The organism is Paracoccus sp. MA (assembly GCF_020990385.1).
Lineage (GTDB): Bacteria > Pseudomonadota > Alphaproteobacteria > Rhodobacterales > Rhodobacteraceae > Paracoccus.
The window spans coordinates 579,146-598,677 of sequence record NZ_CP087598.1; the positions used below are offsets into that span (position 1 = coordinate 579,146).

The 19,532-nt window shown below is 70.5% G+C and carries 20 protein-coding genes; 12 read left to right on the forward strand and 8 right to left on the reverse strand.

Annotation, left to right across the window (positions count from 1 at the left end; genetic code table 11):
- Positions 1-7: 7 nt before the first annotated feature.
- From LOS78_RS09965 to der, 6 genes are all read left to right on the forward strand, one after another.
- Positions 8-463 (forward strand): hypothetical protein, encoded by a 456-nt coding sequence (locus LOS78_RS09965; RefSeq protein WP_230378122.1) that lies wholly within the window; start codon positions 8-10, stop codon positions 461-463.
- A 107-nt stretch (positions 464-570) separates the two neighbouring features.
- The gene (locus LOS78_RS09970) at positions 571-1,170 is read left to right on the forward strand and encodes a superoxide dismutase (protein WP_011746863.1); all 600 of its coding nucleotides are present in this window, start codon (positions 571-573) and stop codon (positions 1,168-1,170) included.
- A 201-nt stretch (positions 1,171-1,371) separates the two neighbouring features.
- Complete coding sequence (gene rarD / locus LOS78_RS09975; protein WP_230378123.1) at positions 1,372-2,283, forward strand: EamA family transporter RarD; 912 nt, start codon at positions 1,372-1,374, stop codon at positions 2,281-2,283.
- A gap of 41 nt (positions 2,284-2,324) precedes the next feature.
- Positions 2,325-3,032, forward strand: coding sequence for a tetratricopeptide repeat protein (locus LOS78_RS09980; RefSeq protein WP_036698221.1), 708 nt, complete (start codon positions 2,325-2,327; stop codon positions 3,030-3,032).
- 81 nt (positions 3,033-3,113) lie between these two features.
- Complete coding sequence (locus tag LOS78_RS09985; protein ID WP_230378124.1) at positions 3,114-4,436, forward strand: PQQ-binding-like beta-propeller repeat protein; 1,323 nt, start codon at positions 3,114-3,116, stop codon at positions 4,434-4,436.
- Positions 4,433-5,902, forward strand: coding sequence for a ribosome biogenesis GTPase Der (gene der, locus LOS78_RS09990; RefSeq protein WP_028713106.1), 1,470 nt, complete (start codon positions 4,433-4,435; stop codon positions 5,900-5,902). Before LOS78_RS09985 ends, der begins: the two co-directional genes overlap by 4 nt.
- A gap of 11 nt (positions 5,903-5,913) precedes the next feature.
- Here der and LOS78_RS09995 read toward each other — a convergent pair whose 3' ends face one another.
- The 3 genes from LOS78_RS09995 to LOS78_RS10005 all read right to left on the reverse strand — a co-directional run bounded on the left by LOS78_RS09995 (position 5,914) and on the right by LOS78_RS10005 (position 8,569).
- Entirely contained in the window at positions 5,914-6,777 is an 864-nt protein-coding gene (locus LOS78_RS09995; RefSeq protein WP_230378125.1) for a hypothetical protein, read from the reverse strand.
- 61 nt (positions 6,778-6,838) lie between these two features.
- A complete protein-coding gene (serS, locus tag LOS78_RS10000) occupies positions 6,839-8,131 on the reverse strand; it encodes a serine--tRNA ligase (protein WP_230378126.1) in 1,293 nt (430 codons plus the stop codon).
- 75 nt (positions 8,132-8,206) lie between these two features.
- Positions 8,207-8,569 carry a SoxS protein gene (locus LOS78_RS10005; RefSeq protein ID WP_230378127.1) on the reverse strand — a complete coding sequence of 121 codons (363 nt, stop codon included), beginning with the start codon at positions 8,567-8,569 and terminating at the stop codon, positions 8,207-8,209.
- A gap of 144 nt (positions 8,570-8,713) precedes the next feature.
- On the opposite strand from LOS78_RS10005, the gene meaB reads away from it, so the two are divergent.
- From meaB to LOS78_RS10025, 4 genes are all read left to right on the forward strand, one after another.
- Positions 8,714-9,727, forward strand: a complete 1,014-nt coding sequence (meaB, locus tag LOS78_RS10010) for a methylmalonyl Co-A mutase-associated GTPase MeaB (RefSeq protein ID WP_230378509.1) — start codon at positions 8,714-8,716, stop codon at positions 9,725-9,727.
- Entirely contained in the window at positions 9,711-10,334 is a 624-nt protein-coding gene (locus LOS78_RS10015; RefSeq protein ID WP_230378128.1) for a methylated-DNA--[protein]-cysteine S-methyltransferase, read from the forward strand. The genes meaB and LOS78_RS10015 overlap by 17 nt, the downstream gene beginning before the upstream one ends.
- A gap of 114 nt (positions 10,335-10,448) precedes the next feature.
- Positions 10,449-10,724: a 50S ribosomal protein L28 gene (rpmB, locus tag LOS78_RS10020; protein ID WP_011748713.1), complete on the forward strand. Its 276-nt coding sequence runs from the start codon at positions 10,449-10,451 to the stop codon at positions 10,722-10,724.
- Between the two features lie 280 nt (positions 10,725-11,004).
- Positions 11,005-11,448: a copper chaperone PCu(A)C gene (locus tag LOS78_RS10025; protein ID WP_230378129.1), complete on the forward strand. Its 444-nt coding sequence runs from the start codon at positions 11,005-11,007 to the stop codon at positions 11,446-11,448.
- Here LOS78_RS10025 and LOS78_RS10030 read toward each other — a convergent pair.
- A complete protein-coding gene (locus LOS78_RS10030; protein WP_230378130.1) occupies positions 11,445-12,083 on the reverse strand; it encodes an arylesterase in 639 nt (212 codons plus the stop codon). The genes LOS78_RS10025 and LOS78_RS10030 overlap by 4 nt on opposite strands.
- Complete coding sequence (locus LOS78_RS10035; protein ID WP_230378131.1) at positions 12,080-14,503, reverse strand: heavy metal translocating P-type ATPase; 2,424 nt, start codon at positions 14,501-14,503, stop codon at positions 12,080-12,082. The genes LOS78_RS10030 and LOS78_RS10035 overlap by 4 nt, the downstream gene beginning before the upstream one ends.
- Positions 14,504-14,930: 427 nt before the next feature.
- On the opposite strand from LOS78_RS10035, the gene LOS78_RS10040 reads away from it, so the two are divergent.
- Both LOS78_RS10040 and mnmH read left to right on the forward strand, forming a co-directional pair.
- Entirely contained in the window at positions 14,931-15,509 is a 579-nt protein-coding gene (locus tag LOS78_RS10040; RefSeq protein ID WP_028713099.1) for a L,D-transpeptidase, read from the forward strand.
- Positions 15,510-16,565 carry a tRNA 2-selenouridine(34) synthase MnmH gene (gene mnmH / locus LOS78_RS10045; RefSeq protein WP_230378132.1) on the forward strand — a complete coding sequence of 352 codons (1,056 nt, stop codon included), beginning with the start codon at positions 15,510-15,512 and terminating at the stop codon, positions 16,563-16,565.
- Positions 16,566-16,625: 60 nt separating this feature from the next.
- On the opposite strand, the gene LOS78_RS10050 is transcribed toward mnmH, so the two are convergent.
- Genes LOS78_RS10050 through LOS78_RS10060 form a run of 3 tightly spaced genes read right to left on the reverse strand, consistent with a single transcriptional unit; the run spans position 16,626 to position 19,472 of the window.
- Positions 16,626-17,429, reverse strand: a complete 804-nt coding sequence (locus LOS78_RS10050) for a purine-nucleoside phosphorylase (protein WP_230378133.1) — start codon at positions 17,427-17,429, stop codon at positions 16,626-16,628.
- Positions 17,413-18,378: an ABC transporter permease gene (locus tag LOS78_RS10055; RefSeq protein ID WP_230378134.1), complete on the reverse strand. Its 966-nt coding sequence runs from the start codon at positions 18,376-18,378 to the stop codon at positions 17,413-17,415. The genes LOS78_RS10050 and LOS78_RS10055 overlap by 17 nt, the downstream gene beginning before the upstream one ends.
- Positions 18,378-19,472, reverse strand: coding sequence for an ABC transporter permease (locus LOS78_RS10060; protein WP_028713095.1), 1,095 nt, complete (start codon positions 19,470-19,472; stop codon positions 18,378-18,380). The genes LOS78_RS10055 and LOS78_RS10060 overlap by 1 nt, the downstream gene beginning before the upstream one ends.
- Between the last annotated feature and the right edge of the window lie 60 nt (positions 19,473-19,532).

Below are 19,532 nucleotides of genomic sequence, written 5' to 3' on the forward strand. Positions count from 1 at the left end.
TGATTCCATGCGTCCCGTTCTGATCCTGCCCGCCCTTTCCCTTGCCGGCCTGCTGTCGCCGGCCCCGGCCCTGCGGGCGCAGGATCTCGCGCAGGAGCCGCCGGTGGTGATGATGTGCCAGATCCTTGACGAAAGCGGCACCGGCTGGGTGCCGGAATTCATCATGCTGACCCGCCAGACCTCCGGCCCGCGCCAGGGCAGGATCGAGGTCTTCGACCCGATCCTGCAGAACCTGCTCGGCCGCCCGATCGAGGCCCGGATCACCGCCGACGACCGCAGCAGCCGCAGCTACGGCTGGGCCTTGGCCGGGGTGCGCAACGCCTCCGGCCAGCGGACCGAGCGGCTGGACTACCGGCTGACGGTGCGGAAATCCGATGGCGCGGCCTCGGTCACCGCCGTCGCGCAGGGCTATGACAATGTCATGACCGGGACGGGCGTCTGCGGCTCGCCCGGCGGCGGCTAGGGCCGGAACCCGCGCCGCGTTGAAGGCGTTTAGCGGCCGACAGGGCTTTTCCCCGACTGGCTCCTGTGCCAGAACACAATCCGAAACCGTTGGAAAGGAAATCGAAAATGGCCTTCACGCTTCCCGATCTTCCCTATGCTCACGACGCGCTGGCCGCTGGCGGCATGTCCAAGGAGACGCTGGAATACCACCATGACAAGCACCACAAGGCCTATGTCGACAAGCTGAACGAACTGGTGGCCGGCACCGAATGGGAAGGCAAGAGCCTCGAGGACATCGTCAAGGGCACCTACCAGTCGGGGGCCGTGGCGCAGAACGGCATCTTCAACAATGCCAGCCAGCACTGGAACCATGCGCAGTTCTGGGAAATGATGGGCCCGAACCCCGGCGCCATTCCGGGCGAGCTGGAAAAGGCCCTGACCGAAGCCTTCGGTTCGGTGGACGAGTTCAAGAAGAAATTCGCCGAGGCCGGCGTCGGCCAGTTCGGCTCGGGCTGGGCCTGGCTGGTCAAGGACAAGGACGGCAGCCTCAAGGTCACCAAGACCGAGAACGGCGTGAACCCGCTCTGCTTCGGCCAGACCGCGCTTCTGGGCTGCGACGTGTGGGAGCACAGCTACTATATCGACTTCCGCAACGCCCGGCCGAAATACCTGGAAAACTTCCTGAACAACCTGGTGAACTGGGAAAACGTGGCCTCGCGCCTCTGATCCTCGGCCCGGCTTCGCATCCCCGGCTTCGCATCAAGGCCCGCCCCGACCGGCGGGCCTTTTCTTTCTTGCCGAAATATCCCGGGGGAACGTCCGCCTGGCCCCGCCCCGGGGCCGGGCGGACGTGGGGGCAGAGCCCCCGCCCCCTTGCCTCCGTCGCGAATCGACCGCATGGCTGGGGCGGACGGAAAGGGAATGCGCATGAGCGAATGGACCAAGGGTTTCTGGGCGATGATCGGGGTCTGCGTGACCTGGGGCCTGTCGCCGATCTTCTACCGCGCACTCTCCGACGTCCCCGTGGTCGAGGTGCTGGCGCATCGCACCCTGTGGTCGCTGGTGCTGTTCCTGGTCGTGCTGGGCGCGCAGGGCCGGCTGGCCGAGCTGCGCGGGGCGCTGGCCGGCCGGCATGTGGGGCGGATCGTGCTGGCGGCGCTGACCATCTCGCTCAACTGGGGGCTGTTCATCTGGGCGGTGCAGGCCGGGCATGTCGTGCAGAGCTCGCTGGGCTATTACATCTTCCCGCTGATCGCGGTGGTGGCGGGGGTGCTGGTCTTCGGCGAAAGCCTGAGCCGGGCGCAGGGCATGGCCGTGCTGCTGGCCGCGCTGGCGGTGACGCTGCTGACCTGGGGCCTGGGGGTGGCGCCCTGGATCAGCCTGGGGCTCGCCCTGACCTTCGTGCTCTACGGCGCGCTCAAGAAATCGCTGCCGCTCGGCCCTGTCCTGTCCGTCGCCGCCGAAGTGGCGCTGCTGGCGCCGCTGGCGCTTGGCTGGCTGCTGCTGCAGGGGCTCGGGCTGATGCCCGCGCCCCTGGCCCAGCCCCTGGGCTTCGGCGGGAATCTGCCCGTCTCTCTGCTGCTGGCCGCCTCGGGGGTGATCACGGCGGTGCCGCTGATCCTGTTCAGCTATGCCGCGCGCCGGGTCGGGATGGCGACGCTGGGGCTGATGTTCTACCTGAACCCGACGCTGCAATTCCTCTGCGCGGTGCTGCTCTTCGGCGAGGCGTTCACGCGCTGGCACATGATCGCCTTCGCGATGATCTGGGCGGCGCTGGCGGTCTACAGCGCCTCGGCCTTCCGGCAGTCCCGGCGCGGCCCGCCATTGGCAAACGGGTGAAACCCCGTATAGAACAGCGCCAAAGAACTTCCGGGGGCGACATGGCCAATCAGAACGACAGCTTCATCGACGAGGTCACCGAGGATCTGCGCCGCGACCGGCTGTTCGGCCTGTTCCGCCGCTATGGCTGGGTCGCGCTTCTGGTCGTCCTGGGCATCGTGGGCGGTGCGGCCTGGCGCGAATATTCCCGCAACCAGGCCGAGACCCGGGCCCGGGCCTGGGGCGACGCGGTGCTCGCGGCGCAAGAGGGCCAGGACCCGATCGCCGCGCTTTCCGCCGTCGATCCGGCCGGGTCCGCCGGCCGCAAGGCGCTGTCCGAGATGCTGGCCGCCGGCGCCGAGGCCGAGGCCGGCCTGGCGCAGAAGGCGGCCGAGCGGCTCAAGGCCGCGGCGGCCACGCTGGAGGGCGACCCGCTGCTGCGCGACCTGGCGCTGCTCAAGGCGGTGATGGTCGCCGGTCCCGCCATGGACGCGGCCGAGCGCGACCGGCTGCTGGCCGAGCTGTCCAAGCCCGGCGCCCCCTTCGAGCTGCTGGCGCTGGAGCAGAAGGCCGTGGCCCTGATCGGCGCCGGCCGGCAGGAGGACGCGGTCATGCTGATCCGCCAGATCCAGCAAAAGGATGGCCTGTCCGAGCCCTTGCGCCGCCGCCTGTCCGAGATGATGATCACGCTGGGCGTCGAGCCCGAGCAGAGCGAGGGACCCGGGCCGCAGGCCGTCCCTCAGGCCATGCCGGCCCCCGCCGCGAACTGAACCCGGCCCCGCCGGCGAACCGAACCACTGCGCCCGCGGCCGTGCCCGTCCTCAGGCCCGGCCCGGATAGAGGAGAAAGCGATGACGAGGCTGCCCCTGATCGCCGCCCTGGCCGCCCTGACCGCCCTTTCGGCCTGCCAGCAGCGCGACACGATCCTGCCCGGAGAACGGCTGGACCCGCGCGCCGTGCTGTCGCCCGAGGGCCCCGCCGCCGAGGGCGCCCGGGCGCCGACCACCGCCGCCCTGTCGCTGCCGCCGCAGCGCGCCAATGCCGACTGGGCGCAGCGCGCCGGCAATGCCGCGCATGCGCCGGGCAACCTGGCCTTGGGCGCGGGAACCAGCCGGATCTGGGCGGCGCCCATCGGTGCGGGGTCGAACAAGCGCCACCGCGTCACCGCCGATCCCGTCGTCGCGGCGGGGCTGGTCTTTGCGCTGGACAGCCAGTCCACCGTCACCGCCACCACCACGGGCGGCGGCCGGGCCTGGAGCCGCGACCTGCGCCCGGCCGGCGAATCCGACCGCAGCGTCTCGGGCGGCGGGCTGGCCTTCGAGGGCAACCGGCTTTTCGCTTCCACCGGCTATGGCGAGCTGGTGGCGCTGGACGCCCGCACCGGCGGCATCGCCTGGCGGCAAAGGGTCGAGGCGCCGATCGGCGGCGCGCCCACGGTGGCGAACGGCGTGGTCTATGTGCTGGGCCGCGACCAGACCGGCTGGGCGGTGCGCGCCAGCGACGGCAAGGTGCTGTGGCGCAGCTTCGGCAACAAGGACATGGCCGGGGTGATGGGCGCGCCGGCGCCGGCGGTGTCGGGCAGCACGGTGGTGTTCCCCTCGAATACCGGCGCGCTGACCGGCGTCGACGCCTCGAACGGCGCCCAGCTCTGGAGCGCCAATGTCGGCGGCACGCGGCTGGGCCGTTCGGTCGCCTATTTCCGCGAGATGACCGGCGATCCGGTCATTTCCGGCGGCACGGTCTATGCCGGCACCAGCTCGGGCGGCGTCGGCGCCTATGACCTGGCCAGCGGCATGGTCAAGTGGCAGGCGCGCGAAGGCGCGTCCAGCCCGGTGCTGGCGGCCGGCAGTTCGGTCTTTCTGGTCAACGACCAGGCGCAGCTGATCCGGCTGGATGCCGCGAACGGCGCCCGGGTCTGGGCGCAGAAACTGCCCTATTTCACCGAAACCGTCATCCGCAAGCAGGACAAGGTCTGGAACCATTACGGTCCGGTGCTGGCGGGATCGAAGCTTTACCTTGCCGGCTCGGACGGCTATCTGCGCGTCTTCGATCCCGCCTCGGGCGCGCTGATCGGCACCGCCCAGATCCCGGGCGGCGCCGCGGCGGCGCCGGCCGTGGCGGGGCAGACCCTTTACGTCGTCACCCATGACGGCCAGTTGATCGCATACAGATGAGCTTCACCCTCGCCATTGTCGGGCGCCCCAATGTCGGCAAGTCGACGCTGTTCAACCGTCTTGTCGGCAAGCGGCTGGCGCTGGTCGACGACCAGCCCGGCGTGACCCGCGACCTGCGCGAGGGGGCGGGGCGGCTGGGCGACCTGCGCTTCATCGTCGTCGATTCGGCCGGGCTCGAGATCGCCGAGGACGACAGCCTGCAAGGCCGCATGCGCCGCCTGACCGAGCGCGCGGTGGACGAGGCCGATGTCTGCCTGTTCGTGATCGACGCCCGCGTGGGCGTGACGGCGGCCGACGAATATTTCGCCGACATCCTGCGCAAGCGGGCCAGGCACGTGATCCTGGCCGCGAACAAGGCCGAGGGCCGCGCCGGCGAGGCGGGGGCGATGGAGGCCTATGCGCTTGGCCTGGGCGAGCCCCTGCGCATCTCGGCCGAGCATGGCGAGGGCATGGACGACCTCTACCGCGCCCTCGTGCCGTTGGCCGAAGCCTTCGAGGCGCAGAACGTCCAGCAGGCGCCGGAAACCGATGTCGCCGTCGAGGATGGCGACGAGGAAGCAGAGGATTGGCGCCCCTCGGCCGCGAAGCCCTTGCAGATCGCGGTGATCGGCCGGCCGAATGCCGGGAAATCGACGCTCATCAACAAGATCCTGGGCGAGGACCGGCTGCTGACCGGGCCCGAGGCCGGCATCACCCGCGATTCGATCAGCGTCAGCACCGATTTCATGGGCACGCCGGTGCGCATCTTCGACACCGCCGGGATGCGCAAGAAGGCGCGTGTCACCGACAAGGTGGAAAAGCTTTCCGTCGCCGACGGGTTGCGCGCCGTGCGCTTCGCCGAGGTGGTGGTGGTGCTTCTGGACGTGGGCATCCCCTTCGAGCAGCAGGACCTGCGCATCGCCGATTTTGCCGAGACCGAGGGCCGCGCCGTGGTCGTCGCGGCGAACAAGTGGGACCTGGAAGAGGACAAGCCCGAGAAGCTCAAGGAACTGCGCGAGGCTTTCGAGCGGCTCTTGCCGCAGCTGAAGGGCGCGCCGCTGGTCACGGTCTCGGCCCGAACCGGCAAGGGGCTGGACCGGCTGCACAACGCGATCCTCAAAGCGCATGAGGTCTGGAACCGCCGCATCCCGACCGCGCGGCTGAACCAGTGGCTGGGCGCGATGACCGAGGCGCATCCGCCCCCGGCGCCGGGCGGCCGCCGCATCCGGCTGCGCTATATCACCCAGGTCAAGACCCGCCCGCCGGCCTTCGTGGTCATGGCGACCCATACCGACAAGCTACCCGACAGCTACCAGCGCTATCTGGTCAACGGGCTGCGGCAGGATTTCGACATGCCCGGCACGCCGATCCGTCTGACCTTCCGCGACCAGGGCACCAAGAACCCCTACAGGGACAAGGCCGGCAAGATCAGCCAGTCCGGCGCGCTGTCCAAGCACAAGCACCGGCAGAAGCCGAAGGGCAGCTAGGCGGCGGAGGCTTAGGTCGTCACCTGCACCAGCGCCACGGCGATGATGGCGATGGCGATGACCGTCATGGTGGCGATGGCCGCGTCGGTGGTGACGGTGCCGGCGGCCAGGCCGATCAGCCCCCAGATCACCGCGATGCTGAATCCGATCCGCCGTCCCAGCCGCAGCTGCACGCTGACCGCGGCGACCGAGCCGATCAGCAGGGCGATCACCGCCGCCACCTCCTGCGGCACGTCAAGCCGGTCGCTCAGCAGCCCGGTGAAGACGGCAAAGCTGACCAGCAGACCCCAGCCGGCGACGAAGCCCAGCGAGGAGCTGTGCTGCACCAGCCCGCCGATGCGGATGCCGCGCAAGGCCGCCGCCAAAAACCCCGCCAGCATCGCCGCAGACAGCAGGAAGGCGCCGAGCGGGTGGCTGTCCAGAAGCCAGGGCCAGACCGCCCCGGCCAGCAGCCCGACGATCAGCGGCGCATGTTCGCCCAAGGTGTCGTCCCGCTCGTGCAGCCGCAGCAGGTGGCCGGGCGTCGGCGGCCCGGCGCTTTGCGGCGGCAGCGCCCGTTCCGCGTCCCGGGCGGCCGCGCGCGCCAGCCGCATCCGCCGCCGCTCGATCCCTCGCCGGAAGGCGTGATAGGCGAGCGCCGCCCAGGTCATGCCCAGCAGCCCGGCCATGCCCAGCCCCTGGGGCCGCAGGAACAGGCCGGACAGATCGACCGGCTGCGGCCGGGCGCCGGGGAGACCCTGCCATGGCGACAGCGCCGGGGCCGGCTCGGCGATAGGGGCGGTCATGCCCTGGTCGGGCAGCAGCGCGTAAAGCAGCGTGCTGGCAATGAAGGCCAGCACCGCCAGGATCAGGAAGAATGCGCCCGCGCGAGACATGGGCAGAAAACGCCCCGCGCTCGCGGCGGGTTTCGCCCCGTCCCGCTTTTGTTAAGTCAGGTCAGGCCAGCACGCCGTCCACGCCCAGCCGCGTCCTGCCGCCCAGATAGGGGTGCAGCGCCTCGGGCAGCAGGACCGAGCCGTCCGCCTGCTGGCCGTTTTCCAGCACCGCGATCAGCGTGCGCCCCACCGCCAGCCCCGAGCCGTTCAGCGTATGGAGGAATTCCGGCTTGCCGCCGCCTGCCGGACGATAGCGGGCGTTCATCCGCCGCGCCTGGAAATCGCCGCAATAGCTGACCGAGGAGATCTCGCGATACTTGCCCTGTCCGGGCAGCCAGACTTCCAGGTCATGGGTGATGCGGGCGCCGAAGCCCATGTCACCGCCGCACAGCACGATGGTGCGATAGGGCAGGCCCAGCCGCTCCAGCACCGTCTCGGCGCAGCGGGTCATGCGGGCATGTTCCGCGACCCCCGATTCCGCATCGGTGATCGAGACCATCTCGACCTTCTCGAACTGGTGCTGACGCAGCATCCCCGCCGTGTCGCGCCCGGCGCTGCCGGCTTCCGAGCGGAAGCACTGGCTATGCGCCACCATGCGCCGCGGCAGGCTGGCATGATCGATCAGATCGCCATGCACGGTGTTGGTCAGCGTGACCTCCGAGGTCGGGATCAGCCACCAGCCCTCTCGGGTCTGATAGCTGTCCTCGCCGAATTTCGGCAACTGCCCGGTGCCTTCCATCATCTCCGAAAGCACGAGAACCGGAGCCCAGGTCTCTTCCAGCCCATGCTCGCCGCTATGCAGGTCCAGCATGAACTGCGCCAGCGCGCGGTGGATGCGGGCGACGCCGCCCTTCAGCACCACGAAACGCGAGCCGGAGAGCTTCGCGGCGGTCTCGAAATCCATGCCGGGCTTCACGCCCTCGATCTCGAAATGCTCGCGCGGGGCGAAGTCGAATTCGCGCGGCGCGCCCCAGCGCCGGATCTCGACATTGTCATCCTCGTCCTTGCCCGGCGGCACGCTGTCCAGCGGCAGGTTCGGAACGGTCAGCAGCAGCTCGCGCAGCTTGGCGTCCAAGGCCGTTGCCTCGGCCTGCAGCCGGGCGGTCTCGTCCTTCTTGGCGGTGACCAGGGCGCGCAGGCGCTGGAACTCGGCCTCCTCGCCGCGGCCCTTGGCGGCGCCGGCCTCCTTGCTGGCCTTGTTCTGCTCGGCCTGCGCGGCCTCGGCGGCCGCGATGCGGGAACGGCGGTCGGCATCCAGCGACAGGATCTCGGGCGAAACCGGCGGCAGGTTGCGCAATGCAAGCGCAGCGTCGAAAGCGGCGGGATTCTCGCGGATGGCGCGGATGTCGTGCATGGCCCATTCCTCTGGCAGGTTACGCGGCCCCGGATAACCCAAAGCGGCGCAAGGCGAAAGCCTCAGCCCGCCATCTCAGCCCGCCGCCTGGGCCAGCATGTCGCGCAAGACGCCGAAGAACCGCTCCTGCCCCGGATAGCCCTCGAATCGCGCCAGTTCGACGCCGCCCTGCAGCAGGATGAAGCTCGGGGTCAGCCAGGGCCGCCGCGCCAGCGCCAGCCCGTCGGGATAGGGGCCGTCCAGATCGACCATCAGCAGCGGCGCCGCGCGCCCCTCGGGATGCCGGCCATAGACCGGGGCGATCTCGCGATCCCATTGCGCGCAATAGACGCAGCCCTTGCGCCGCACCATCAGCAGCTGCAGCCCCGGGGCCGCCAGGACCGGCCCCGCCGCCGCCATCGCCGCCATCCCGGCCAGAATCGTCCGCCGCGTCAGCATTTCTCCGCTCCCTTTCCCGGCAGATTTAGCCCCCGTGCCGATCCGCCACAACTCCCCGGCGTTTACATGTCTTTCTTGTGGAAATATCCACGGGGGTGCGGGGGCAGTCGGCCCCCGCGTCGCAAGGATGCAGCCGGGATGGGCATGGACGAACTGACCGAACCCCTGACGCAGGGCAATCGCCGCGCGCTGTCCCGCGCGATCACGCTGATCGAAAGCACCCGCCCCGACCACCGCGCCCGCGCCGTGGCGCTGCTCGCGGAATTGCCCGAGCGGCAGGCGCTGCGCATCGGCCTGTCGGGCACGCCGGGGGTCGGCAAGTCTACCTTCATCGAGGCTTTCGGCAAGCTCTTGACCGCGCAGGGCCTCAAGGTCGCGGTGCTGGCCGTCGATCCCAGCTCGGCGCGCTCGGGCGGCTCGATCCTGGGCGACAAGACCCGGATGGAGACGCTGTCGCGCGATCCCAACGCCTTCATCCGCCCCTCGCCTTCGCGCGCCGAACTCGGCGGCGTGGCGCGCCGCACCCGCGAAACCGTGCGGCTCTGCGAGGCGGCGGGCTTCGACGTGGTGCTGATCGAGACCGTGGGCGTCGGGCAAAGCGAAACCCTGGTGGCCGAGATGTCCGACCTGTTCATCCTGCTGCTCGCCCCGGCCGGCGGCGACGAACTGCAAGGCGTCAAGCGTGGCATCATGGAGATCGCCGACATCATCCTGGTCAACAAGGCCGATGGCGATCTGCGCGAGACCGCCATGCGCACCGTCGCCGATTATGCCGGCGCGCTGCGGCTCTTGCGCAAGCGCCCCTACGACCCCGAGGGCTACCCCAAGGCGCTGCCGGTCTCGGCCTATACCGGCGAGGGGCTGGACAAGGCCTGGACCAACATGACCTGGCTGGCCGACTGGCGGCGCGAGCACGGGCATTTCGAAACCCGCCGGGCCGAGCAGGCGCGGCACTGGTTCCTGTCGGAACTGCGCGCCGGGCTGCTGGCGCGGCTCGACCGCCCCGAGGTGCGCGCCCGGCTGCGCGAGCTGGGCGATGCCGTGGCGCGCGGCGACAGCGATCCCGATTCGGCAGCGGCCCGGATGCTCGACTGGCTGGGCGCCGCCGAATGCGACTCGCTGATCGCCGGGCGGCAGGCGCATGAGCGCCGGGCCTGATCCGCAGGCCGATCCCGGCGCGCTGCTGGCTGCGCTGCCGGGCCCGCCGCAGGGGCCGGCCGAGCTGCTGGCCGCATGGTTCGACACGCCCCTGGGCGGCATGATCGCGGTCGCCGACCAGGAGCGGCTGCACCTGCTGGAATTCCTCGAACGCGCGGCGCTGCCGGCCGAGTTGCGCCGCCTTGCCGCCAGGGGCCGCATCGGTCCGGGCCGCACCGCCGTCACCGACCGGACCGAGGCGCAGATCGCCGGCTATTTCGCCGGCGAACGGGCGGCTTTCGACCTGCCGCTGGTCCTGCACGGCACCGATTTCCAGCAGCAGGTCTGGCGGGAATTGCAGCGCCTGTCCGCGGGCACGACCACCAGCTATGCCGAACTGGCGCGGCGTATCGGCCGGCCTTCCGCGGTCCGCGCCGTGGCGCGGGCCAATGGCGCGAACCAGATCGCGGTGGTGATTCCCTGCCATCGGGTGATCGGTTCGGATGGCGGGCTGACCGGCTATGGCGGCGGGCTGTGGCGCAAGCAGGCGCTGATCCGCCACGAGGCCGAGGGGTTTCGCGTCGCGAAGGGCCGGGCGGGGGCGGAAAACCCGGGCGAAAAGGCTTGACGCGCCCGCCGTCTGGCTTTATCCCCCGCAAACGGATTTCCGGGCGCTGCCACGCGGCGCCCTTTCATATTGCGGGCCCAAGCCCGTGCAGGATCGAATCGAAGGAACAAGATCATGTCGCGCGTTTGCGAACTGACCGGCAAGGGCCCGATGAGCGGCAACAACGTCTCCCACGCCAACAACAAGACTCGTCGCCGGTTTCTGCCGAACCTGAACGAAGTCTCGCTGCTGTCGGAAAAGCTGGGCCGCAGCTACCAGCTGCGCATCTCGGCCGCGGCGCTGCGTTCGGTCGACCACCGCGGCGGCCTCGACGCCTTCCTGGCGAAAGCCAAGGATGCCGAGCTGTCGGATCGCGCCCTGAAGATCAAGCGCGAGCTGGCGAAAGCCTGATCCGCCGCTTTCGGGAAGGGGCCGGTCGATTCGAGGCCCCTTATCGAGAGCCCGTCGCGGATGCGATGCGCCCTGCCTTCACCGGCGGGGCTTTTGCATGAGCACGTGCCGGTTGCGTCCTTGCGACGCGGGGGCCGACTGCCCCCGCACCCCCGTGGATATTTCCACAAGAGAGATATGCAAACCCGGGCGGCTGCGGCAGATCGGCGGGCGATTCCGGCCGGGATGGCGGCCGGGCGGCGCCTGCGCTAGCCTTGCCCGGAACCGGAACGGAGCCGCCATGAAGCCCCTGCTGCCCGCCCTTTGCCTCGCTTTGCTGCCGCCTGCCGCCATGGCGCAGGATCTGGTGCTGCGCGACGGCTATGCCCGCGCCGCCAATCCCCGCTCTGCCGCCGCCTTCATGGTGATCGAGAATCGCGGCGCGGCGCCCTGCACGCTTTCGGCGGTCGCCTCGGACACGGCCGAGCGGGTGGCGCTGCACACGCATCGCGAGGAGGGCGGGGTGATGCGGATGGTCCAGGCCGGGCCGATCGAGATTCCCGCCGGCGGCAGCCACCCGCTGGCGCGGGGCGGCGATCATGTCATGCTGATGGGGCTGAAGCGGCCCCTGCAAGACGGCGACACGCTGGTGCTCATGCTGGATTTCGGCGGCTGCGGCACAATCGAGGCACGCTTGCCGGTGGACAACGGCCGCATGCCCGGCCACGGCGCGATGGCGCATTAGCGCCGGGTTGCGGCCCGGGCGATCAGTTCCTCGACCTTGGGCCCCAGCGCCTCGACGATCAGCCTGACCCCCTGGGCCGAGGCATGCAGTCCGTCGCTTTGCAGCAGCGACATATAGGCTTCGCCCGGCCCGTCGTAGAGCGGCTGATACAGGTTCTCCAGCACGAGCGCGCCGTGCCGGGCGCCGAGGCGCGGCCAGATCCCCGCCCATTCCTCGCGTTGCGGCGCGTCCTCGTCGGGCAGGGCGATGCCGACCAGCAGCAGCGGCTTGTCGCCCTTGCCGGCCTGTTTCAGGATCGAGTGCAGGTTGTCCTCGACCGTCTGCGGGGAAAAGCCCATCAGCAGGTCGTTGCCCCCCAGCTCGACGATCACCGCGTCGGGCTTGTGGCGGGCCAGCGAATAGCCGATCCGCACCCGCCCGCCGGCGGTGGTGTCGCCGGACAGCCCGCCGTTCAGCACCACCACGTCATGGCCCCGCGCCTTCAGCCAGGCCTGCAATTGCGGCACCAGCCCGTCGCGCGAGGGCAGGCCGTAGCCCTCGGTCAGGCTGTCGCCGAAGGCGAGGATGCGCAACGGCGCCGCGGCCGCCGGTGCGGCGGCGAGCGCCAGGATCAGGACAAGGGTTCGCAGCATCATCCGGCACGCCTCAATCGCAACGCGTTACTGACCACGAAGACCGAGGAGAGTGCCATCGCCCCGGCCCCCAGCATGGGTGACAATTGCGGCCCGCCGAAGGGCACCAGCGCCCCCATGGCCACGGGAATCAGGGCGACATTGTAACCGAAGGCCCAGAACAGATTCTGCCGGATATTGCGCATGACGCTGCGTGACAGGCGGATGGCCCGCGCCACGCCCGCCGGATCGCCGCCGACCAGCACCACCTCGGCCGATTCGATGGCGACGTCGGTGCCGGTGCCGATGGCGATGCCGGTCTCGGCCGCGGCCAGGGCCGGGGCGTCGTTGATGCCGTCGCCGACGAAGACCGTGCCCGGCCCCATCTCGCGGATGGCGGCCAGCTTGCCCTCGGGCAGCACGCCGGCGGTCACGCGGTCGATGCCCAGCTTGCGGCCCACCGCCTCGGCCGTGGCCTGCACGTCGCCCGAGATCATCGCGGTCTGCAGGCCCAGCCCGTGCAGCGCGGCGATGGCCTCGGCCGCCTCGGGGCGGATGGGATCGGCCAGCGCCATGGCGGCGGCGTGGCGGCCCTCCACCGCCAGATGCACCGGGGTCGCGCCTTGCGCCGCCCAGCCCTCGGCCGCGGCGATCAGCGCGGGCGAAGGGGTGATGCCGGCCTCGGCCAGCGCGGCGGCATTGCCGATCAGCAGCGCGCGCCCCTCGACCCGCGCCGAAAGCCCGCGCCCGGCGGCGGCTTGCACGGCCTCGGCCGCGGGCAGCTCCAGCCCCTTGTCGCGGGCGGCGGCGAGGATGGCGGCGGCCAGCGGATGTTCCGAGCGCGCCTCGGCCGCGGCGGCAAGGCGCAGCGCCTCAAGGGGCGCGATCTCCTCGGCCTCCAGCGCGGTCAGGGCGGGCGCGCCTTGGGTCAGCGTGCCGGTCTTGTCGAAGCCGACGATGCGGGCATCGGCCAGCCTTTGCAGCGCATCGCCGCGCCGGAACAGCACGCCCAGCTCGGCCCCGCGCCCGGTGCCGACCATGATCGAGACCGGCACCGCCAGCCCCATGGCGCAGGGGCAGGCGATGATCAGGACCGAGATCGCCGCCACCAGCGCCTGACCCGGCGAGCCGGTGAAGATCATCCACAGCGCGAAGCTCAGGGCCGCCAGCCCGATCACCACCGGCACGAAGACCGCGGTGATCCGGTCCACCAGCGCCTGCACCGGCAGCTTGGTGGCCTGCGCGTCCTCGACCATGCGGATGATGCGGGCCAGCACCGTGTCGCCGCCGGTCGCGGTGACGCGATAGGCCAGCGCCGCATTGCCGTTCACCGTGCCGCCCGTCACCGCATCGCCGGGGTTCTTGGCGACCGGTACCGGCTCGCCCGTCAGCATGGATTCGTCCACGGCGCCGCTGCCCTCGGTCAGCACGCCGTCCACGGCCACCCGCTCGCCCGGTTTCAGATGCACGATGTCGCCGGGGCGCAGCTCGGCCACCGGGATTTCGACGATGCGGCCGTCGCGCTCGACATGGGCGCTGTCGGGGGCCAGTTCGATCAGCCGGCGGATGGCGTCGCCGGCCCGGCCCTTGGCGCGGGCTTCCAGCCAGCGGCCCAGCAGGATCAGCGTGACGATGACGGCGGCGGCCTCGAAATAGACATGCACCGAATCCGCCGGCAAGAGACCCGGCGCGAAGGTCGCCACGGTCGAGTAGGCCCAGGCCGCCGAGGCCCCCAGCGCCACCAGGCTGTTCATCTCGGGCGCCCGGCGCATCAGCGCGGGGATGCCGATGCGGAAGAACATCCGCCCCGGCCCGGCGAGCACGGCGCTGGTCAGCAGGAATTCCAGCACCCAGAGCGTCTGCTGGCCAAGCGCCATGTGCAGCCAGTGATGGAAGGCCGGGAAGGCATGGCCGCCCATCTCGGCCACGAAGACGGGCAGGGTCAGGGCCAGGGCGATCAGGAAATTGCGCTTCAGTGCGGCCGCATCGTCGCCGTGGTCGTGCATGTGGTGGCCGGCCTCGGCCTGCACCTGCGCGGGGTAACCCTTGGCGGTCACCGCATCGGCCAGCGCCTGCGGCGCGACGGCGGGCGAATGCCGGATGGCGGCGCTGCCGGTGGCGAGGTTCACCTGAGCCGAACTCACGCCCGGCATGGCGGCCAGCGCCTTTTCGACCCGGCCCACGCAGGAGGCGCAGCTCATGCCCTCGATGCCCAGCCGGGTCAGTCGGGACTCGGCGGGGTAGCCGGCATGTGCCAGCGCCTCGACGGCGCGGGGCAGGGCCTCGGGCGCGGTCAGGCGGAAATGCGCCCGGCCGGTGGCCAGGTTGACCTGCGGGTTCTCGACGCCCGGCACGGCGGCCAGGGCCTTTTCGACGCGCCCCACGCAAGAGGCGCAACTCATGCCGGTGACGGTCAGCTCGGCATCGTTCTGGAGATGTTTCATCGGATTGTCCTGTCGGAATGGCGGGAAGGGCGCGATTCAGACAGGATGCGGCGGAGCCTGCGGATGCTGGGGCAGGTGGTGCAGGACCTGATGGCGCGGCGGACCTTCGCCGGCATCGGGCCGCCAGCGCAAGGCGTGGCCGTTTCCGGCCAGAACCGGGCGGGCCAGTTGCGGACGGGCCGCGACATGGCAGCGGCAGCCGCGGCCGCCCCGGCCCCGGCACAGATGCGGGGCGCGCGCGGGCGCGCGGCGCGGCGGGCGGAAAGCGGGGGCACAAGTCGCGCAGGTCATGGCGGACGGTCCTTTCCCGATGCAAGCTAGGCACGTTTGCCGCGCGTTTCAACCGCGTCACGGCGCTTTGAGTTGATCCCGGGCGCCCAAGCGGTTAGGCGCATGGTCAAGAAACGCAAGGATTCAGGACGGACAGATGAACCGCAGACAGATGCTGATGGCCGCCTTGCCGCTGGTGGCCGTGCCCTCGCTGGCCCTGGCACAGGCGCAGCCCGCGGCGCTGGCCACCCAGGCCGAGCCCCGGCGCGACCCCTATGCCCCGACCGAGGTCTCGATCCGCAACGATTTCGAGGTCGGCAGCATCGTCGTGGTCTCGAAGGACTTCTTCCTCTATCACGTCATCGCGCCGGGCCGGGCGGTCCGCTATGGCGTCGCCGTGGGCAAGGACGAGCTGGTCTGGAAGGGCCGCGCCACCGTCGGGCGCAAGACCGAATGGCCCAGCTGGACGCCCACGCCGGCGATGATCAAGCGCAATCCCGGGCAATATGCCAGATGGGCCGACGGCATGCCGGGCGGCCCGACCAACCCGCTGGGCGCGCGGGCGCTGTATCTTTACGACGCCAGGGGCAACGATACCTCGATCCGCATCCACGGCACGACCGAGCCGAACTCGATCGGCCGCGCCGTTTCGAACGGCTGCATCCGCATGCGCAACGAGGCGGTGATGGACCTGTTCGAGCAGGTGCCGATCGGAACCCCGGTCTACGTCTACTAAGTGGACATCCGCCTGACATCGCTGTCGGATCCGGCGCTGTCCGGGTTCGACACCGTCATCGACACGCGCTCGCCTTCGGAATATGCCGAGGATCACCTGCCGGGCGCGATCAACCTGCCGGTGCTGTCCGACGAGGAGCGCGCGCAGGTCGGCACGATCTACAAGCAGGTTTCCCCCTTCGATGCCCGCAAGCTGGGTGGCGCCATGGTCGCCGCCAATGCCGCGCGCCATATCGCCGGGCCGCTTTCCGGCTTCGGCGGCGGCTGGCGGCCACTGGTCTATTGCTGGCGCGGCGGCCAGCGCTCGGGCGCCTTCGCCACCATCCTGTCGCAGATCGGCTGGCGTGTCGGCCGCATCGAGGGCGGCTACAAGGCCTGGCGGGCGCTGGTGGTGGCGCGGGTCACGGCACCCGTGACCGCGCCGGTGGTGGTGCTGGACGGCAATACCGGCAGCGCCAAGACCGAAATCCTGGCGCGGCTTGCGGCGCGCGGCCATCAGGTCATCGACCTGGAGGGGCTGGCGAACCATCGCGGCAGCCTGTTCGGGGCGCTGCCGGGCGGCCAGCCGTCGCAGAAGCTGTTCGAAAGCCGCCTCGCCCTGGCGCTGGAGGCGCTCGACCCCGCGCGCCCGCTGCTGGTCGAGGCGGAAAGCTCGCGCATCGGCGATCTGAACCTGCCGCGCGGCATCTGGCAGGCCATCATCGCCGCGCCGCGCATCCGCCTTGCCGTACCGGTCGAGGCCCGCGCCGCCTATACCGCGCGAAGCTATGCCGAGGCCTGCGCCGACCCCGAGGCCTTGGCGCGGATCGTGAACAGCCTGCGCCCGCTGCATCCGGCCGAGCGGATCGAGGACTGGCTGCGCATGATCGACGCGGCCGACTGGGCCGGCTTGGCGGCGGGGCTGATGCGCGACCATTACGACCCGCGCTATGAAAGGCACCGGGCGCGCCATGACGACGGGCGCGGCCCGGTGGTGGCGCTGGGCGGTCTTGACGATCTGGACGGCGCTGCGGCCCGGGTCGAGGCGGCGCTGCCGGGCCTGCGCTTGCCGGGCTAGCGCCGGTGGCGAGGCCGGTGGCCTCCGGCGGGGGTATTTGAAAAACAGAGAAGCCGGGGGTCAGGCACCCCCGCCGAGGAAGCGGCGCAGGATGCGCTCCAGCTTGGCCGCGCCCAGGGGTGCCATGGCCTTGGTATGTTCGTGGCTGATCGATTCGTCCGAGAGGCCGGCGCCCATATTGGTGATGACCGAGACGGCGGCGCAGTTCAGGCCCAGGAAGCGCGCCAGGATCACCTCGGGCACGGTGGACATGCCGACCGCATCGGCGCCGAGGATGCGGGCGGCGCGGATTTCGGCCGGGGTCTCGAAGGAAGGCCCCGAGAACCAGCAATAGACCCCCTCGGGCAGTGCGATCCCCTCGGCCTCGGCGGCGGCCCTGAGCCCGACGCGGAGGATCGGGTCATGGGCGTCGGTCATCGGCACGAAGCGCGCCTCGCTGGGTTCGCCGATCAGCGGGTTGGTGCCGGCGAAGGCGATGTGGTCCGACAGCAGCATCAGGGATCCCGGCGGCATCTCGGCGCGCAGGCTGCCCGCCGCATTGGTCAGGATCAGCTGCCGGGTGCCGAGCGCCTTCAGCACCTCGAGCGGCAGTCGCATGACATCGGCGCGGCCGGATTCGTAGTAATGCGCCCGCCCGCCCAGGACCGCGACCCGACGCCCCTCCAGCTGTCCGATCACCAGCTGCGGCACATGGCCCGACACCCCGGCATGGGGAAAGCCCGGCAGGTCGGAATAGGGGATCGCCACGCCCTCGACCGCCGCCGCCAGATGCCCGAGCCCCGAGCCGAGGATCAGCCCGTATTCCGGCGGCGCGTCCCCGGTGCGGTCGCGGATCAGGCGGGCAAGCTCAGCGTTCCTTGACATAGGGCTCTCCTCCCGCGCGCGGCGGTATGGCGCGGCCGACGAAGCCGGCCAGGATGATGACGGTCAGGATATAGGGCAGGGCGTTCATGAACATCGAGGGCACGGTCACCACCCCCAGGTCGAGATTCGGGAAGCGGTTCGCCACCGCCTCCATCAGCCCGAACAGGAAGGTGGCGAACAGCGCGCTCCATGGCCGCCACTTGGCGAAGATCAGCGCCGCCAGCGCGATGAAGCCGCGCCCGGCGGTCATCTCCTTGACGAAGCCGGCCGAGATGCCCGTGGCGAGGTAAGCCCCGGCGATGCCGCACAGCACCCCGCAGATCATCACCGCGGCATAGCGCAGCCGGGTGACCGAGACGCCGGCGGTATCGACCGAGGCCGGATTCTCGCCCACCGCGCGCAGCCGCAGGCCGAAGCGGGTGCGATAGAGCACCCACCAGGTCAGCGGCACCATGGCGAAGGCGACATAGACCAGGATGGTGTGGCCCGAGATCAGCTCGGCATAGACCGGCCCGATCACCGGCACCGGGCGCAGCGTGTCGGCGAAGGGCAGGGTGATCTCGCCGAAGCGCGCCGCGCCGGAGAGCGAGGGCGTGCGGCCGCCCAGCCCGAAGATCTTCTGCCCCAGAAGCACCGTCAGCCCCGAGGCGAGGAAGTTGATCGCCACGCCCGAGATCAGCTGGTTGCCGCGGAAGCTGATCGAGGCGAGGCCATGCAGCCCGGCCATGGCCGCGGCGCCCGCGATGCCGGCCAGCAGCCCCAGCCAGGCGCTGCCGGTGGCATAGGCGACCGAGGCCGAGGTGAAGGCCGCCATCAGCATCTTGCCTTCCAGCCCGATGTCGAAGACCCCGGCGCGTTCCGAATAAAGCCCGGCCAGGCAGGCCAGCAGCAGGGGCGTCATCAGCCGCACCGCCGAATCGAGGATCTGGATCACGGTCGCGAAATCCATCACGCCCCCTTCCGGCGCAGCGCCGTGAACAGCCGTTCCAGCGGCATGCGCACCATGTTGTCCAGCGCCCCGGTGAACAGGATCACCAGCGCCTGGATGACCACGATCAGCTCGCGCGGGATCGAGGTCCACAGCGCCAGTTCGCCCCCGCCCTGGTAGAGGAAGCCGAAGAGCAGCGCCGCCAGGAATACCCCGAACGGGTGGTTGCGGCCCATCAGCGCCACGGCGATGCCGATGAAGCCGGCGCCCTCGACCGCGTTCAGCATCAGCCGCTCGGCCTCGCCCATGACGTTGTTGATCGCCATCAGCCCGGCCAGCGCCCCCGAGACCAGCATGGCCAGGACCGTGATCCGCACCGGCGAGATGCCGGCGTAAAGCGCCGCCGGTTCGGACTTGCCGAAGGCGCGGATCTCATAGCCCGGCCGCGTATGCCAGATCAGCAGCCAGACCAGCAGGCAGGCGGCGATGGCGACGAAGAAGGTGACATTGGCGGGCGTGTTCCGGCCCCATTCGAAGCCGAGCCCCAGCGCCATGTCGGAAAGCTTCGGCAGATGCGCTGCCGCGGGAAACCGGGCCGAGGCCGGGTCCATGCTGCCCACGGGCCGCAGCAGGTTGACCAGGACATAGTTCAGCAGCGCCGCGGCGATGAAATTGAACATGATGGTGGTGATGACGATATGGCTGCCGCGCCGGGCCTGCAGCCAGGCCGGGATCAGCGCCCAAAGCGCCCCGAACAGCGCCGCCCCGACCGCCGCCGCCGGCAGTGCCAGCGCCCAATGCGGCCAGGGCAGGGCCAGCACCACCAGCGCGACGCCCAAGCCCCCCAGGGCGGCCTGCCCCTCGCCGCCGATATTGAACAGCCCGGCGTGATAGGCGACCATGACCGCCAGCCCGGTGAAGATGAAATTCGTAGTGTAATACAGGGTGAAGCCCCAGCCATAGCTGGACCCCAGCGCGCCTTCGACCATGACCTTCAGCGCCTCGGCCGGGCTTTCCCCGATCGCCAGGATCACCAGCGCCGAGATGGCAAAGGCCAGCGCCAGCGAAATCAGCGGCGTCAGGATCACATCCGCCCATTTCGGCATTCGCTCCATCAGCCCGCCTCCCCCGGCTTTCTCTGTTGTCCAAATACCCCCGCCGGAGGCATGCGGCGC

Coding starts and splice junctions, on each gene's coding strand:
- LOS78_RS10030 (WP_230378130.1), bottom strand. CDS start 12,083: ATGATGCTGCGAACCCTTGTCCTGATCCTGGCGCTCGCCGCCGCACCG.
- LOS78_RS09970 (WP_011746863.1), top strand. CDS start 571: ATGGCCTTCACGCTTCCCGATCTTCCCTATGCTCACGACGCGCTGGCC.
- LOS78_RS10055 (WP_230378134.1), bottom strand. CDS start 18,378: ATGGATTTCGCGACCGTGATCCAGATCCTCGATTCGGCGGTGCGGCTG.
- LOS78_RS10015 (WP_230378128.1), top strand. CDS start 9,711: ATGAGCGCCGGGCCTGATCCGCAGGCCGATCCCGGCGCGCTGCTGGCT.
- rarD (WP_230378123.1), top strand. CDS start 1,372: ATGAGCGAATGGACCAAGGGTTTCTGGGCGATGATCGGGGTCTGCGTG.
- der (WP_028713106.1), top strand. CDS start 4,433: ATGAGCTTCACCCTCGCCATTGTCGGGCGCCCCAATGTCGGCAAGTCG.
- LOS78_RS09995 (WP_230378125.1), bottom strand. CDS start 6,777: ATGTCTCGCGCGGGCGCATTCTTCCTGATCCTGGCGGTGCTGGCCTTC.
- LOS78_RS09980 (WP_036698221.1), top strand. CDS start 2,325: ATGGCCAATCAGAACGACAGCTTCATCGACGAGGTCACCGAGGATCTG.
- LOS78_RS10005 (WP_230378127.1), bottom strand. CDS start 8,569: ATGCTGACGCGGCGGACGATTCTGGCCGGGATGGCGGCGATGGCGGCG.
- serS (WP_230378126.1), bottom strand. CDS start 8,131: ATGCACGACATCCGCGCCATCCGCGAGAATCCCGCCGCTTTCGACGCT.
- LOS78_RS10025 (WP_230378129.1), top strand. CDS start 11,005: ATGAAGCCCCTGCTGCCCGCCCTTTGCCTCGCTTTGCTGCCGCCTGCC.
- LOS78_RS10035 (WP_230378131.1), bottom strand. CDS start 14,503: ATGAAACATCTCCAGAACGATGCCGAGCTGACCGTCACCGGCATGAGT.
- LOS78_RS09965 (WP_230378122.1), top strand. CDS start 8: ATGCGTCCCGTTCTGATCCTGCCCGCCCTTTCCCTTGCCGGCCTGCTG.
- LOS78_RS09985 (WP_230378124.1), top strand. CDS start 3,114: ATGACGAGGCTGCCCCTGATCGCCGCCCTGGCCGCCCTGACCGCCCTT.
- LOS78_RS10060 (WP_028713095.1), bottom strand. CDS start 19,472: ATGGAGCGAATGCCGAAATGGGCGGATGTGATCCTGACGCCGCTGATT.
- meaB (WP_230378509.1), top strand. CDS start 8,714: ATGGACGAACTGACCGAACCCCTGACGCAGGGCAATCGCCGCGCGCTG.
- rpmB (WP_011748713.1), top strand. CDS start 10,449: ATGTCGCGCGTTTGCGAACTGACCGGCAAGGGCCCGATGAGCGGCAAC.
- LOS78_RS10040 (WP_028713099.1), top strand. CDS start 14,931: ATGAACCGCAGACAGATGCTGATGGCCGCCTTGCCGCTGGTGGCCGTG.
- LOS78_RS10050 (WP_230378133.1), bottom strand. CDS start 17,429: ATGTCAAGGAACGCTGAGCTTGCCCGCCTGATCCGCGACCGCACCGGG.